We start from the raw sequence: 15,357 nt of genomic DNA on the forward strand, positions 1-15,357 counted from the left end.
GCATTATGATGCCGTGGGTTGTCGAGAAACATTCTTTTTTACATACAAAAACTGTGGGAGCGAGCCTGCTCGCGATGGCGGCCTTACATCCAGCATAAATGGCGAATGTTATGACCTCATCGCGAGCAGGCTCGCTCCCACAGGGATTGTGTTGCACCGCCTGGCCTTTGTAGGAGCGAGCCTACTCGCGATGAACTCGAGAACGACGCGGGGTGTCAGGTTCCACGGATTATCGTTGACGACCATCGCAAACAGGCTCGCTCCTACAGGGGGCGGGTTTCACCCTTCTATCAGAAGTGGAAGTTGGTGCTCAGCAACGCAGTACGGCCCGCCGCCTGGTTGGCGAAGTGAGTCGAGAAAGCCTTGTCGTAGTAGGTTTCGTCGGTCAGGTTCTGCACGTTCAGTTGCAGGTCGATGTTTTTGCTCAGCTTGTAGGCCGCCATCGCATCGTAACGAACGTAGGAATCGACCATGGTGGTGTTGGCCGCGCTGCCGAACACATCGTCGACGTAGAACGCACCGCCACCGACGGTCAGCTTCGGCGTGACCTGATAGGTCGTCCACAGGCTGGCGCTGTTTTTCGGCGTGTTAGGCAGTTCGTTGCCGTTGTTGGCTTTGTTGGCCGGCAGGTCACCACCATCGACTTGCTCGCTGTCCATGTAGGCGTAGCCGGCGAAGACTTGCCATTTGTCGGTGAGCCTGCCGGTGGCCGACAGCTCGAAACCTTGAACGCGGGTTTTGCCGACGTTTTCGAACGACGTGGTGTTGGTTTGCACACGAGCGTTTTCTTTCTCGGTGCGGAAGATATCGGCCGTCAGCGACAGGCGATCATTCATCAGATCCCACTTGGTACCGATTTCGTAGTTCTTGGTGGTTTCCGGCTCCATGTCACTGCTCAGCTGGTTGCCGTTGCGATCAGGCGTGCCGCTCAGCGGGTTGCCGTCCATGCCTTCGCCGAGAGTGGAGCCCGGTGGTGTGGCGGACGTGGCGTAGGACGCATAGATGCTGCCGTTTTCCGCCGGCTTGTAGACCACGCCGAACTGACCGGTGACGAACTCGCTGGTGTCATCGCCCTTGGCCGGTATGCCTTTGTTGACCACCGTTGCCCCGGTACCGTCAAAGGTGCGGTACTCGGTATCGAAATGGTCGTAACGCAGGCCCATGTTCACCAGCCACTGCTCGGACAACTCCAGGGTGTCGAACACATACAGCGCATAGGTGTTGGCCTTGGTGTCGGTGCCGGCGTAGTTGCGCGAGATTGCACCGTTCCACGGATCGTTCGGGTTCGGGTTAGACAACGAGGTGCAGTTGTAACCACTCGGTGCGCCAATCAGCGCCGGCGAGCAGTTGGTGGTGGCGCCCGCTGTGCCAGGCGTGGTGTCGGTATCGACGTTGTACGAGGATTTCCTGCTTTCCTCGCGGCTCAACTCGATACCGGTGGCGAAGCTGTTCTTGAACCCGGCGATATAAACATCACCAAACAGATCGGTCTGGTTGGTGGTGGTCTCGGTGTTGCTCACGCGTGTGTTCGCACGGCGCCAGACGCTGCCATTGTTGACGTTGCCCTTGCTGTCGTCCGGCTGGGTCAGGATGTAATCCTGCATGCTGGTGCCGTGGCGCAGGGTGTTCTTGATGGTCAGCGCGTCATTCAGGTCGTGCTCGATGGAAATGGTTGCGGTGTCGGTGCGGCCCTTGCGGAAGTCGCGGTCATTCAAACCGTAGAAGTTGCTGCTGTTGCCGCCGTCGTCAGGTTTGTCCGGGTTGGACTTGGTGCGGGCGGCGGAGCCTGCGGTCGGGATCGAGTACGGAATGCCCGAATCCGGCAAGTCGTTGCTTTCCAGATGGTAGTAATCGAGGTTGACGCGGGTGTCGGTGCCCAGACCAAAAGCCAGGGAAGGTGCCACGCCCCAACGGTCGTAATTGACGCTTTGGCGACCGGCGACATTGCTCTCGTGGCTCATCAGGTTCAGACGGCCGGCAGCGGTGTCGGAGAACTGATAGTTGCCGTCCATGGTGTAACGCTGGGTCTGGTCCGAACCCCAGGTGAAGCCACCGTCGAGGGAGTCGCCCAGGTGCGCTTTCTTGCTCACCAGGTTGATGCTGCCGCCCGCCGCGCCCCGGCCGCCAATGGCGGAGTTCGGGCCCTTGCTGACTTCAATGGATTCAACGGCGAAGATTTCGCGGCTCTGCGAACCGGTATCGCGCACGCCGTCCAGGTAGGTGTCGCCCTGGGCATCGAAGCCGCGGATGAACGGACGGTCGCCCTGCGGGTTGCCGCCTTCACCGGCGCCGAAGGTGATGCCTGGAACGGTGCGCAATGCGTCCTGCATGTTCAGGGCGCCGGTGTCCTTGAGGACTTGTTGCGGGATGACCGTGATCGAACGCGGTGTGTCGACCAGCGGTGCGGTGTACTTGGGCGAGGAGGCTTTTTCGACGTTGTAGGTTGTCTCGTCCCGGGCTTCGCCGTTGATGGAGGTAGCGCCCAGCGAAATCGTGTTGCCCGGCGCTTTCTCTTCGGTTTTTTCAGCCGCGAAAACCATGTGGCCCGCAGAGCCGGCAGTGATTGCCACGCCAATGGCAGAAGCGAGCAGGCGTGGTGAACTGACCGGTGATTGTGGGTGTAGACGTGACATTTGATTCCCCTCCCCAAGGATTTGAGGCGGCGGAATATAGGGTAGACGCGTCTCTGTATCAATTGCGAAACTTTGCTATTTGCATCGAATTTACATTCTTTACAATTTGGCCTTACGGTTTTTACTGTTTCATCCGTCCAGCGGGTTTTACACAGGCAATAAGAATCAATACCATTAGTGCTCCTTGTTTTCAGGCGTCCTTCCCATGCTGCTGCACATTCCCGGCTTGTTCGATAAAGAAGAGGTGCGGCGCATTCGCGAGGCTCTCGAACAGGCCGATTGGGCCGATGGCAAGATCACCGCCGGCTATCAGTCGGCCAAGGCCAAGCACAATCTGCAGCTTCCGGAAGGTCATCCGCTGGCCAAGGAAATCGGCGCGGCCATGCTGGATCGGCTGTGGAAGAATCCACAGTTCATGTCAGCGGCGCTGCCACACAAGGTCTTTCCCCCGTTACTGAACTGTTACACGGCCGGTGGTAGTTTCGACTTCCACATCGACAATGCCGTGCGCCAGCCAAAGGGCAGCATCGAACGGGTGCGCACCGATCTGTCGGCGACCCTGTTTTTCAGTGAGCCACAGGATTACGACGGCGGCGAACTGGAAATCCAGGACACTTTCGGTACGCAGCGTGTGAAGTTGCCGGCCGGCGACATGGTGCTGTACCCCGGCACCAGTTTGCACAAGGTCAACGCGGTGACCCGTGGCGCACGCTACGCCTCGTTTTTCTGGACCCAAAGCCTGGTGCGCGAAGACAGTCAGCGTGCGCTGTTGTTCGAGATGGACGGTGCGATCCGGCAACTGACCCAGGATGTGCCGGACCACCCTTCGCTGATCCGCCTGACCGGCACCTATCACAACCTGCTGCGCCGCTGGGTCGAGGTATGAGTTTTCAATTGCGCCGCGAAGAGGTGCTCGACGGCGAACGCCTCAAAGCCATGCTCGATGAAAGCCCGGCCCGTGCCGCCCAGGCGATTCTGATGGCGGCTCGTGAAGGGCTCGTCGATGCCCAGGCGTTGCTCGGGCAAATCCTGCTGGATGGGCGAGGGATTGCGCAGGACCAGCCACTGGCGTTGCGCTAGTTCGAGATTGCCGCCCGACAAGGGCACCTGATGGCGCGCAACATGCTGGGCCGGTGTCATGAGCATGGTTGGGGTTGCGTGGCCGATGCTTCGGTCGCTGCGCGGCATTACCGGGTCGGGGCAGAAGCCGGGCTGGATTGGGCGATGTACAACTACGCCAACCTGCTGGCGACGGGGCGTGGTGTCGTTGAGGATCAGCCACAGGCATTAAGTTTCTATCAACGCGCTGCTGATCTTGGCCACGCTAAATCGATGAATCTGCTGGGGCGATATCTGGAAGAAGGGCGTATTTGCCCGGTAGATACAGAAGCTGCCCGCGACTGGTATCGACGCTCGGCAGTCGGTGGGGATTTTCGCGGGCAGTTCAGTTATGCCGCGATACTGGCGGATGAAGGGAACATTGATGAGGCACTCGTGTGGCTACGCAAGGCATTGGCCGGCGGCAATATGAATTTCCTGCGGGTAGCGAGCCAGACATTGTCGTGCGCAACCGATCCGCAAATCCGCGCGTTGGCAACGGCATATGTCCAGCGCTACGCCGAATTGGAGCTGGAAACCACACCCCTGTAGGAGCTGGCTTGCCAGCGAAGGCGGCGTAAAGTTCACCATCGATTCGCCAGCAAGCCGGCTCCTACAGGTTGGGCATCTTTTCAATTCCAGGCAAAAAAAAGCCCATAACACGTCATGGGCTTTTTGCTTTCTGCGTGTAGCGCTTACACGTAGAAGGATTTCAGCGGCGGGAAGCCATTGAATTCCACGGCGCTGTAACTGGTGGTGTAGGCACCGGTCGACAGCCAGTACAGGCGATCACCGATGGCCAGGTTCAGCGGCAGGCCGTACTTGTAGTTTTCGTACATGATGTCGGCACTGTCGCAGGTCGGGCCGGCAATCACGACTTCTTCCATTTCGCCTTTCTTCTCGGTCCAGATCGGGAACTTGATGGCTTCGTCCATGGTTTCGATCAGGCCGGAGAACTTGCCCACATCCGTGTACACCCAGCGCTCTACAGCGGTACGGGATTTACGCGCAACCAGCACCACTTCACTGACCAGGATGCCGGCGTTGGCGATCAGCGAGCGGCCCGGTTCCAGGATGATTTCCGGCAGGTCGTCACCGAAGTCTTCCTTGAGGAAACGGATGATTTCTTCGGCGTAGGTTTCCAGGCTGTTGGTGCGGGTAATGTAGTTGGCCGGGAAGCCACCGCCCATGTTGATCAGCTTCAGGTGGATGCCGTCTTCTTCTTTCAAGCGTTCGAAGATCACTTTGACCTTGGCGATCGCCGCGTCCCAGACGCTGATGTCGCGTTGTTGCGAGCCAACGTGGAACGAGATGCCGTAAGGCACCAGGCCCAGGTCGCGGGCGAGGATCAGCAGGTCCATGGCCATGTCGGTCTGGCAGCCGAATTTGCGCGACAGCGGCCAGTCGGCAGTGGTCGAGCCTTCGGTCAGGATGCGCACGTAGACTTTTGCACCCGGTGCCGCCTTGGCGATGTTGCGCAGGTCAGCTTCGGAGTCGGTGGCGAACAGGCGCACGCCCTTCTCGTAGAAGTAGCGGATGTCCTTGGATTTCTTGATGGTGTTGCCGTAGCTGATGTGGTCGGGGCTGACGCCACGGCCCAGTACTTTGTCCAGCTCATAGATAGAGGCGATGTCGAAGCTCGAGCCTTTCTCTTTGAGCAGGTCGATGATTTCCACGGCCGGGTTGGCCTTGACCGCGTAGTAGACCTTGGCGAATTCGAAACCGGCGCGCAGGTCGTCATAGGCCTGGCTGATCATCGCGGTGTCGATCACCACGAACGGGGTTTCTTGCTTGTCGGCGAATGCCTTCATCTTCTGAAAGGTTTCGCGCGCGAAATAGTCTTCGACCTGGATCGACATACTTGGGAGCTCCTAATGGCAAACGAGTAAAAACAATGGGTGCAAATGAACGTCCTCCGTATCCCCACTTTGGTTCGCCTACTTCCCAAGGCATGTCGCCGAAAGCAAAAAGGCCATGGGAAGTGCAGCTTTTCCCTTGGCCTTGCTGTCTCGTCGTCAGTACTTGAGCCGGATGGATCGTTTCCAGCATGGACGTTCGGCGCGAACTTTAGGGCGTGAGGGGCTTGAGATCAACAAAAAATGTCGCGTTTTTGCACGCTTCTGACGTGCGTCACGGAGATCACTCTTTGTAGCCGACCGAGATGACGGGCAGATGTTCCCCGATAATTTTCAGGTGTTAAAAATATCTGCACGTTCGACGCTTTTGCGTGCCAAGTCGTCGATAAGTACGATGGCTTCAACATCGGCGACGTTGGCCGCGAGAAGGTAGACTGAAAGAGGTTTAGGTTGTTTTGCGGGCTATTTCTGACGGTGTTTCAGGCAGTCAGGTGTTGATATTCTTTTCCGCCTTGTAACAGATGAAAAAAACACTCAGATCCTGTGGGAGCGAGCCTGCTCGCGAAGGCATTTTCACAATCAACATCATTGTTGACTGAAATTGCGCATTCGCGAGCAGGCTCGCTCCCACAGGTTTTGCATTTTTACGCCACTACAGCCTCGGCCGGCGACACGATATGGGTCTTCATCCCTCGCGAGCGACCGGAGCTCAAGTAAGCCGCAATCGATTCCTGAGTGACTTCGCCGAGGAACACCCGCTCGGCATCCATCACCGGCAACCACGCCCGATTGAACTCGTACATCCGCGACAACAGGATGCGCAAATGCTCGTCGTACGCCGCCGTGGCGTTGAACTCGCGCAGGTATTGGCCGCATGTGCCGGTCTGGCGGTGCAGGTCGCGACGCCTTACATAACCCAGGGCTTTGTTCTCGGCGCAGGTGACCACTACATAACGCCGGTCATGCTCGTCCATCAACTCCAGCGCTTCGGCCACCGGCGTTTCCGGGCGGACGGACGGCGCGTTGTCCGCCGCGTCTTCGGCCTTCACCAGCAGCAGGCGCTTGAGTGTGCTGTCCTGGCCGACGAAGTTGCTGACGAAGTCATCCACCGGGTGCGCCAGCAGGGTATCCGGGTGGTCGATCTGCAGCAGTTTGCCGGCGCGGAAAATCGCGATCTTGTCGCCCAGCTTGATCGCCTCGTCGATGTCATGGCTGACCATGATCACGGTCTTGTTCAGCGCCCGTTGCATTTCGAAGAACTCGTTCTGGATCATTTCGCGGTTGATCGGGTCGACGGCGCCGAAGGGTTCATCCATCAGCAACAGCGGCGCATCGGCCGCCAGCGCCCGAATCACGCCGATCCGCTGTTGTTGGCCGCCGGATAATTCCCGTGGGTAGCGATGCAGGTATTGCTTGGGCTCAAGCTTGATCATGCTCATCAACTCGCGGGCGCGGTCGTGGCATTTCTGTTTGTCCCAGCCCAGTAGCTTCGGTACGACCACTATGTTCTCTTCGATGGTCATGTTCGGGAACAGGCCGATCTGCTGGATCACATAGCCGATGTTGCGCCGCAGAGTCACGGCGTCGAGGTCGGTGGTGTCTTCACCATTGATCAGGATCTTGCCCGAGGTCGGTTTGATCAGGCGGTTGATCATTTTCAGGGTGGTGCTTTTGCCGCAACCCGATGGCCCGAGGAACACGCAAATCTCGCCTTCATTGACGGTCAGGCTCACCGAGTCCACGGCTTTCACGTCCTTGCCGTTGCTTTGGAAGGTCTTGCTGAGGTTTTGAAGTTCGATCATTTCAGGAGTCCTTTTGGAGTCAGCGAGCGTTGCAGCGCTTGCAGAAGCAGGTCGGCGAAGATGGCCAGCAGGCTGACCAGTACGGCGCCGACGATCAGCATCGACATGTCGCTGCGGCTGATGGAAGCGAGGATGAGCACGCCCAGGCCGCCAGCGCCGATGGTGGCGGCGATGGTCATGACGCCGATGTTCATCACCACGGCGGTACGTACCCCAGCAAGAATCACTGGTACGGCGATGGGCAGTTCGACCCTGCGCAGGCGCTGGCCGAAGGTCATGCCGATGCCGCGCGCGGCTTCGCGAATGCCCGGTTCGACGCTGGTCAGGGCCAGGTAGGTGTTGCGCATGATTGGTAGCAGTGAATACAGAAAAACCGCAGTGATCGCCGGCATTGGGCCCAGGCCCTGGCCGAATGTCGAATAGAACGGCAGCAGCAGGCCGAACAGGGCAATCGACGGCACGGTCAGCAGCACCGTGGCGCTGGCCTGCAAGGGGCCGGCAAGTGTCGGAAAGCGTGTCATCAGAATGCCCAGCGGCACACCGACGACAATCGCCAGGGTGACGGCGATGCCTACCAGAGTGATGTGCTGCCAGGTCAGGTGCAGCACCTGTTGCCAGTCGAGATGGGAAAAGGCGTTCAAGAATTCCATGACTTTTCCTCCTTAATTGAATGGATGCTGGCGCAGGAAGTCGGCGGCAACAGTGGAGGGGCTTTCATGATCGACATCCACCCGCGCATTGAGCTGGCGCATGGTGTCGTCATCGAACAATTCGGCCAGTGGTTTGAGTTGCTCGGCCAATTGCGGGTGAGCATCGAGAAACGCCTGGCGCACCACGGGGGCAGCGGTGTAGTCCGGGAAGTAATGCTTGTCGTCTTTCAGCAACTTGAGCTTGAAAGCGTTGAGGCGTCCGTCGGTGGTGTAGACCAGTCCGGCAAACACCTGGCCGTTGCGCAGGGCGGTGTAGACCAGCCCGGCGTCCATCTGGCGGATGTTTTGGCGTGTCAGGTTCATCCCATACAGCTGCACCATGCCGCCAAGTCCGTCGGAGCGATTGGCGAATTCGGTATCGAGCGCCACCAGGTGATGGGTCTTCGCCTCATCACGCAGCACTTTGTTCAGCTCGCTGATGGTGTTGATTTGCGGGTATTGGTCAGCGACGTTCTTCGGTAGTGCAAGGGCGTAGGTGTTGCTGAATTTCGACGGAGTAAGCCAGACCAGGCCTTTTTTCGCGTCGAGTGCTTTCACCCGGGCGTAGGACTGTTCGCTGTCGAGTTTTTCAGTGACGTGGTTGTAGGCCACCAGCGACACGCCGGTGTATTCCCAGAGCATGTCCAGTTGGCCGCTCTCGTGGGCGCTGCGGGCCAGGTTGCTGCCCAGTCCACCCGTGACCTGTGCGTCGTAACCCTTGGCACGCAGGTACTGCGAGGTGATTTCCGCCAGAAGGGTCTGTTCGGTGAACACCCGGGCGCCGATGCGGATCAGCGGTTTTTCAGCGGCTTGGGCAAATCCCGCGAACAGCAGGACGCAGCCTAGTAAAAAGCTTGATGTCTTCATGAGAATTCCTTTGCCGGGGCTTAAGACGGGCGCAAGCCGCGTTCGAGCCAGAGGCGGCTGGCCATTGTCACCAGGCCATCGAGCAGCAGGGCCAGCAGCGCCGTGCAGGCCGCGCCGAGCAATAGTTGCGGCTGATTGTTCAGGGCAATGCCTGGGAAAATCAGGCTGCCGAGGCTGTTGGCGCCGATCAGGAACGCCAGCGGCGCGGTCCCGACATTGATCGCCAGCGCCACGCGCACGCCGCCGATGATGATCGGCACGGCGTTGGGCAGTTCGACTTTCCACAGCACCTGGCGCGGGGTCATGCCGATGCCGACGGCGGCTTCCTTGAGCGAACCCTGAACGTTTTTCAGGCCTTCATAGGTGTTGCGCACGATGGGCAACAGCGAGGCGAGGAACAGGGCGAAGATCGCGGGACCACTGCCAATCCCGAGCACGCCCAGGGCGATGGCCAGCACCGCCAGCGGCGGAATGGTATTGCCGATGTTGAAGATCTGCATGAAGCGTTCGGCACGCGCGACCCGGGTCGGACGGCTGAGGAAGATACCGGCGGGGAGGCCCACGACAAGGGCGGCCAGCATGGAGACGAGGACGAGAAGCAGATGAGCTTGCAGGTAGAACAACAGATCGTCGCGGTAATGTTCGATCGTGTCGATGCCGATCCAGTGGATCAGCAGGGCCAGAAGGGCGATTACCAGCGCGCCTCCTATCAGCCCTTTGCCATGGTGGATAGCCACAGGCGGACTCCTTTTTTCAGTCGGCGAACGCAGTCCCGTGTGGCAGGCCATCATTGGCTGCCGGGCAAGACGTTCGCGAGAAGCAGCTCAATCCGAGCGCGTTCTACTGTAGGAGCGAGCTTGCTCGCAAAAAAAACGCCCAGACAACGCGGACATTCAGATACCCAGCGTTATCGTTGACGTTCATCGCGAGCAGGCTCGCTCCTACTGAGGGCAGACGCACAGCAATCGAGCCATGAGCACAGCCTCGTCAGGCCGTTTTGCAGGTGTTGCAGGCCCCCGACGAGTGGTCGTAACAGGGGAGTGGACGTCTCCGTGCTTTAAAAGGTTCCCATCTGAAGCAGCATTTGGCCACCCCTAATGTGCTCAACGGTTCGGTTCTTCGATCAACTTGGGCTATAATCTGCGCCCTTTTTTGAATCACCTGCCAGGCGATTTCCCATGACCAAACAGGCCGCCGAAGTCGCGAAACGCCGCACTTTCGCCATTATTTCCCACCCCGACGCCGGTAAAACCACCATCACCGAAAAGCTCTTGCTGATGGGCAAGGCGATTGCGGTAGCCGGTACGGTGAAGTCCCGTAAATCCGATCGCCATGCCACTTCCGACTGGATGGAGATGGAAAAGCAGCGGGGTATCTCGATTACCACGTCGGTCATGCAGTTCCCGTATCGCGAGCACATGATCAACCTGCTCGACACCCCGGGCCACGAAGACTTCTCCGAAGACACCTACCGTACCCTGACTGCGGTGGACTCGGCGTTGATGGTGCTCGACGGCGGTAAGGGCGTAGAGCCACGGACCATTGCCCTGATGGACGTCTGCCGTCTGCGTGATACGCCGATCGTCAGCTTCATCAACAAACTTGACCGTGACATCCGCGACCCGATCGAACTGCTCGACGAAATCGAAGCCGTCCTGAAGATCAAGGCCGCGCCGATCACCTGGCCGATCGGTTGCTACCGTGATTTCAAAGGCGTGTATCACCTCGCCGACGACTACATCATTGTCTACACCGCCGGTCACGGCCATGAGCGCACCGAAACCAAGATCATCGAGAAGCTCGACTCCGATGAAGCCCGCGCGCACCTGGGCGACGAGTACGAGCGCTTCATCGAGCAGCTTGAGTTGGTGCAAGGGGCCTGCCACGAGTTCAACCAGCAGGAGTTCCTCGACGGTCAGTTGACCCCGGTGTTCTTCGGTACCGCACTGGGCAACTTCGGGGTGGATCACGTTCTCGACGCCGTGGTGGACTGGGCCCCGCGCCCGCTGGCGCGCGTCGCCAACGAACGTACCGTGGAACCGGTGGAAGAGAAGTTTTCGGGCTTCATCTTCAAGATCCAGGCGAACATGGACCCCAAACACCGCGACCGTATCGCCTTCATGCGCATCTGCTCCGGCAAGTACGAGAAAGGCATGAAGATGCGCCACGTGCGTACCGGCAAGGACGTGCGCATCGGCGATGCGCTGACGTTCTTCTCCTCCGAGCGTGAGCAACTGGAAGAAGCCTTTGCCGGCGACATCATCGGTTTGCACAACCACGGCACCATCCAGATCGGCGACACCTTCAGCGAAGGCGAAACCCTGGGTTTCACCGGCATCCCGCACTTCGCCCCGGAACTGTTCCGCCGCGTGCGCCTGAAGGACCCGCTGAAATCCAAGCAACTGCGTCAGGGCCTGCAACAACTGGCCGAAGAAGGCGCGACCCAGGTGTTCTTCCCCGAGCGCAGCAACGACATCATCCTCGGCGCCGTCGGTGTGCTGCAGTTCGATGTGGTCGCCAGCCGCCTGAAAGAGGAATACAAGGTCGAATGCTCCTATGAGCCGATCACTGTCTATTCCGCGCGCTGGGTTGATTGCAGCGACAAGAAGAAGCTCGAGGAATTCTCCAACAAGGCGGTGGAAAACCTGGCACTGGACGGCGGCGGTCACCTGACCTACCTCGCCCCGACCCGGGTCAACCTGGCACTGATGGAAGAGCGCTGGCCGGACGTGAAATTCCGTGCGACGCGTGAGCATCACTAAACGCTGAGTTGCCGTACCCAAAACCCCGTTGCGAAAGCTGCGGGGTTTTTTATTGCCCGATCAACCTGTAGGAGCTGGCTTGCCAGCGAAGGCGGCCTGCCAGTCCCATAAGTGTCGACTGAAAGATCGCTTTCGCGAGCGGGCTCGCTCCCACAGGGGAAGTGGCGTTAGTGGGTTTGGTTATAGGTCTTATTCAAAACCAGTCTCGGCATCCACCGCATTCCGTCCCTTCGCCAGCGTCCTATCTGGAGAACCCGGCAGATCGGAACTAGATTTCACTCAGCGCCAGACAGGCACTTCAAGAAAGGATGGATTCGGCTATGAACAGGTTGCTACGTGTTTTATTGCTGTTGAAGGTCTTGGTCATGTTGTCCCTCGGCAGTGCGGCGGTGCTGGCCGAATGTGAGAATCACGATACGCAGGCGTCGAGCGGTCAGGCGGGGCAGGGTGAGTTGATGATTGCCGCGTCCGACTCCGAGGCGGGCGACAAGGGACAGGGTGGCAGCGAAGGCGACGATGATTCGACCACCGATGAGCCAGACTCCGATGATTCGGATGAAGGCGATAGCCAGACGTAGATTCGAGACAAAAGAAAACCCCTTCTGCCTCGACTGATGCGCAATCGGAGTGGAAGGGGTTTGGTTAACGCAAATCCCTGTGGGAGCGGGCTTGCCCGCGATGGCGGCGTGTCAGTGACAGTATCGCTGACTGACACTCCGCTATCGCTGGCAAGCCAGCTCCCACAGGTTTTTCACATCATTGTTACGCCGCGCCGTCGAGGAATTGCTCGGCGTAATGGCACGCTACCTGGCGGGTGTCGAGCTTGCGCAAGGCCGGCTCTTCGGTGCTGCAACGCTCGGTGGCGTAGGGGCAGCGCTTGTGGAAAGCGCAACCCGGCGGCGGGTTCAGCGGGTTGGGCAACTCGCCGACGATCTTGATTTTCGGCTTGGACGGGTCCGGGTGGATGGTCGGAGTGGCCGACAACAATGCCTGGGTGTACGGGTGCAGGGGGCGGGCATAGATGTCGTTTTTCGGACCGATTTCTACCGGGCGACCGAGGTACATCACCATCACGTCATCGGCCACGTGTTGCACCACGGCCAGGTTGTGGGAGATGAACACGTAACCGGTGTTGAACTCTTGCTGCAGGTCCATGAACAGGTTCAGCACCTGGGCCTGGATCGACACGTCCAACGCGGAGGTCGGTTCGTCCGCCACCAGCACCTTGGGTTGCAGCATCATGGCGCGGGCCAACGCGATCCGCTGGCGCTGACCGCCGGAGAACATGTGCGGATAACGCTGGTAGTGCTCGGGACGCAAGCCCACCTGCTTCATCATCGCTTGCACTTTCTCGCGACGTTCCGCAGCGCTCAAATTCGTGTTGATCAGCAGTGGCTCAGCCAGTTGATCACCAATCTTTTGCCGCGGATTGAGCGAAGCGTACGGGCTCTGGAACACCATCTGCACGTCTTTGCGCAGTTGCTTGCGCTGGGCCTTGTCGGCACCGGCGACTTCCTGGCCGGCGATTTTCAGGGAGCCCGAAGACGGCTCTTCGATCAAGGTCAGGGCGCGGGCCAAAGTGGATTTGCCGCAACCCGACTCACCTACGACAGCGAGAGTCTTGCCGGCTTCCAGTTCAAACGACACACCGTTAAGTGCGCGGACGGTGGCGTGACCCTTGAACAGTCCACGGGACACTTCGTAGTGACGGGTCAGGTCGCGGGCGGTAAGTACGACGGCCATTACGCCACCTCCTGGTTCAACGGATAGAAGCAGCGGGCGAGGCTGTTGCTTTTCGGGTCAAGGGTTGGACGCTGCGCGCGGCAGTTGTCCTGCACGTACGGGCAGCGTGGCGATAGCAGACAGCCCTGCGGACGGTCGTAGCGGCCGGGAACGATGCCCGGCAGGGTCGACAGGCGCGAGGCGCCCAGGCTGTGTTCCGGAATCGCCTTGAGCAGCGCTTCGCTGTACGGGTGCGCCGGGATGTCGAACAGTTGCGGCACCTGGCCGACCTCGACGGCTTGACCGGCGTACATCACACACACACGCTGGGCGGTTTCGGCCACGACCGCGAGGTCGTGGGTGATCAGCACCAGGCCCATGTTCTGCTCTTTCTGCAACGCCAGCAGCAGGTCCATGATCTGCGCCTGAATCGTTACGTCGAGGGCAGTGGTCGGTTCGTCGGCGATCAGCAGTTTAGGTTCGCCGGCAATCGCCATGGCGATCGCGACACGCTGGCTCATGCCACCGGACAGTTGATGCGGGTAGGCGTCCATACGGCTGGCCGCGCCCGGGATTTCAACTTTTTCCAGCAGTTCGATGGCGCGTTTGCGCGCGGCCTTGCCGGACATCTTCAGGTGCAGGCGCAGCACTTCTTCGATCTGGAAACCGACGGTGTAGCTCGGGTTCAGCGCGGTCATCGGGTCCTGGAAGACCATGGACAGGTCTTTACCGACGATTTGCCGACGCTGGCGATTGTTGAGCTTGAGCATGTCCTTGCCGTCAAAGCTGAGCGAGTCGGCGGTGACGATGCCTGGATGCTCGATCAGCCCCATCAGCGCCATCATGGTCACGGACTTGCCGGAACCGGACTCGCCAACGATGGCCAGTACTTCGCCCTTGTCCACTTTCAAGTCGAGTCCATCGACGACTGGCGTGGCGTTTTTGTCGCCGAAGCGAACGTTGAGATTCTTGATTTCTAACAGTGACATGGGAATCTCCTCAGGCGGCGTTCTTGAGTTTCGGATCCAGCGCATCGCGCAGACCGTCGCCCATCAAGTTGATTGCCAGCACGCTGAGCAAAATGGTCAAACCGGGCAGACTGACTACCCACCAGGCGCGTTCGATGTAGTCGCGGGCCGAGGCCAGCATGGTGCCCCACTCAGGGGTTGGCGGTTGTACGCCAAGGCCCAGGAAGCCCAGTGCGGCGGCATCGAGAATCGCCGAGGAGAAGCTCAGGGTCGCCTGAACGATCAGGGGTGCCATGCAGTTGGGCAGCACGGTCACGAACATCAGGCGTGGCAGGCCGGCACCGGCCAGGCGCGCGGCGGTCACGTAGTCGCGGTTCAGTTCGCCCATCACCGCGGCGCGGGTCAGACGAACGTAGGACGGCAGGGACACCACGGCAATGGCGATCACGGTGTTGATCAGGCCAGGGCCGAGGATGGCGACGATCGCCACGGCCAGCAGCAGGGATGGCAGGGCCAGCATGATGTCCATCAGACGCATGATGGTCGGGCCGACAACGCGCGGGAAGAACCCGGCGAACAGACCCAGCAGGATGCCCGGGATCAGCGACATCACCACCGACGACAAGCCGATCATCAGCGACAGGCGCGAACCGGTGATCAGGCGCGACAGCAAATCACGACCCAGTTCATCGGTACCCAGCAGGAATTGCAGTTGCCCGCCTTCGAGCCAGGATGGCGGCGTCAGCAGGAAGTCACGGAATTGCTCGCTCGGGTCATGCGGCGCGACCCACGGGGCGAAGATGGCGCAGAAAATCACCAGCAGCATGAACAGCAGGCCGGCGACAGCGCCCTTGTTCTTGGAAAACGCTTGCCAGAATTCTTTGTACGGCGACGGGTACAGCAGGCTTTGGTCCACAGCGGTGGCGGCGGTGGCTACTGAGGAAGTTGAAGTGTTCATGG

12 protein-coding genes and 1 pseudogene are annotated in these 15,357 nt (G+C 59.5%); 4 read left to right on the forward strand and 9 right to left on the reverse strand.

All coding sequences use genetic code 11. The features are described from left to right. Window positions 1-290: 290 nt before the first annotated feature. Complete coding sequence (locus tag BJ917_RS24165; protein ID WP_121104952.1) at window positions 291-2,633, reverse strand: TonB-dependent siderophore receptor; 2,343 nt, start codon at window positions 2,631-2,633, stop codon at window positions 291-293. Window positions 2,634-2,838: 205 nt separating this feature from the next. On the opposite strand from BJ917_RS24165, the gene BJ917_RS24170 reads away from it, so the two are divergent. Together BJ917_RS24170 and BJ917_RS24175 are read left to right on the forward strand one after the other, a co-directional pair. Further along, window positions 2,839-3,519 (forward strand): Fe2+-dependent dioxygenase, encoded by a 681-nt coding sequence (locus tag BJ917_RS24170; RefSeq protein ID WP_096513490.1) that lies wholly within the window; start codon window positions 2,839-2,841, stop codon window positions 3,517-3,519. Then, window positions 3,516-4,283: pseudogene (locus BJ917_RS24175) on the forward strand (tetratricopeptide repeat protein). Before BJ917_RS24170 ends, BJ917_RS24175 begins: the two are co-directional and overlap by 4 nt. Before the next feature lie 143 nt (window positions 4,284-4,426). On the opposite strand, the gene BJ917_RS24180 reads toward BJ917_RS24175, so the two are convergent. The 5 genes from BJ917_RS24180 to BJ917_RS24200 all read right to left on the reverse strand — a co-directional run bounded on the left by BJ917_RS24180 (window position 4,427) and on the right by BJ917_RS24200 (window position 9,682). After that, the gene (locus tag BJ917_RS24180) at window positions 4,427-5,590 is read right to left on the reverse strand and encodes a type III PLP-dependent enzyme (RefSeq protein ID WP_096513488.1); all 1,164 of its coding nucleotides are present in this window, start codon (window positions 5,588-5,590) and stop codon (window positions 4,427-4,429) included. Between the two features lie 641 nt (window positions 5,591-6,231). Beyond that, entirely contained in the window at window positions 6,232-7,389 is a 1,158-nt protein-coding gene (locus BJ917_RS24185) for a betaine/proline/choline family ABC transporter ATP-binding protein (RefSeq protein ID WP_096513487.1), read from the reverse strand. Beyond that, window positions 7,386-8,039 carry an ABC transporter permease gene (locus BJ917_RS24190; RefSeq protein ID WP_121104954.1) on the reverse strand — a complete coding sequence of 218 codons (654 nt, stop codon included), beginning with the start codon at window positions 8,037-8,039 and terminating at the stop codon, window positions 7,386-7,388. The genes BJ917_RS24185 and BJ917_RS24190 overlap by 4 nt, the downstream gene beginning before the upstream one ends. Window positions 8,040-8,051: 12 nt before the next feature. Next, window positions 8,052-8,945 carry a glycine betaine ABC transporter substrate-binding protein gene (locus tag BJ917_RS24195; protein ID WP_096513485.1) on the reverse strand — a complete coding sequence of 298 codons (894 nt, stop codon included), beginning with the start codon at window positions 8,943-8,945 and terminating at the stop codon, window positions 8,052-8,054. Window positions 8,946-8,965: 20 nt separating this feature from the next. After that, window positions 8,966-9,682: an ABC transporter permease gene (locus tag BJ917_RS24200; RefSeq protein ID WP_096513484.1), complete on the reverse strand. Its 717-nt coding sequence runs from the start codon at window positions 9,680-9,682 to the stop codon at window positions 8,966-8,968. Between the two features lie 441 nt (window positions 9,683-10,123). On the opposite strand from BJ917_RS24200, the gene BJ917_RS24205 reads away from it, so the two are divergent. Further along, on the forward strand, window positions 10,124-11,707 hold the full coding sequence (locus tag BJ917_RS24205; RefSeq protein ID WP_096513483.1) for a peptide chain release factor 3: 1,584 nt from the start codon (window positions 10,124-10,126) through the stop codon (window positions 11,705-11,707). Between the two features lie 320 nt (window positions 11,708-12,027). Then, window positions 12,028-12,285 carry a hypothetical protein gene (locus BJ917_RS24210; RefSeq protein WP_096513482.1) on the forward strand — a complete coding sequence of 86 codons (258 nt, stop codon included), beginning with the start codon at window positions 12,028-12,030 and terminating at the stop codon, window positions 12,283-12,285. Window positions 12,286-12,469: 184 nt separating this feature from the next. On the opposite strand, the gene BJ917_RS24215 is transcribed toward BJ917_RS24210, so the two are convergent. The 3 genes from BJ917_RS24215 to BJ917_RS24225 are packed head-to-tail and all read right to left on the reverse strand — an operon-like array spanning window position 12,470 to window position 15,355. Next, entirely contained in the window at window positions 12,470-13,450 is a 981-nt protein-coding gene (locus BJ917_RS24215; RefSeq protein ID WP_121104956.1) for a peptide ABC transporter ATP-binding protein, read from the reverse strand. Beyond that, window positions 13,450-14,418, reverse strand: coding sequence for an ABC transporter ATP-binding protein (locus BJ917_RS24220; protein ID WP_096513480.1), 969 nt, complete (start codon window positions 14,416-14,418; stop codon window positions 13,450-13,452). The genes BJ917_RS24215 and BJ917_RS24220 overlap by 1 nt, the downstream gene beginning before the upstream one ends. Window positions 14,419-14,428: 10 nt before the next feature. Continuing rightward, window positions 14,429-15,355: an ABC transporter permease subunit gene (locus BJ917_RS24225; RefSeq protein WP_096513479.1), complete on the reverse strand. Its 927-nt coding sequence runs from the start codon at window positions 15,353-15,355 to the stop codon at window positions 14,429-14,431. Window positions 15,356-15,357 lie beyond the last annotated feature (2 nt).

This window comes from Pseudomonas sp. WPR_5_2, from assembly GCF_003634475.1.
Taxonomy (GTDB): domain Bacteria; phylum Pseudomonadota; class Gammaproteobacteria; order Pseudomonadales; family Pseudomonadaceae; genus Aquipseudomonas; species Aquipseudomonas izuensis.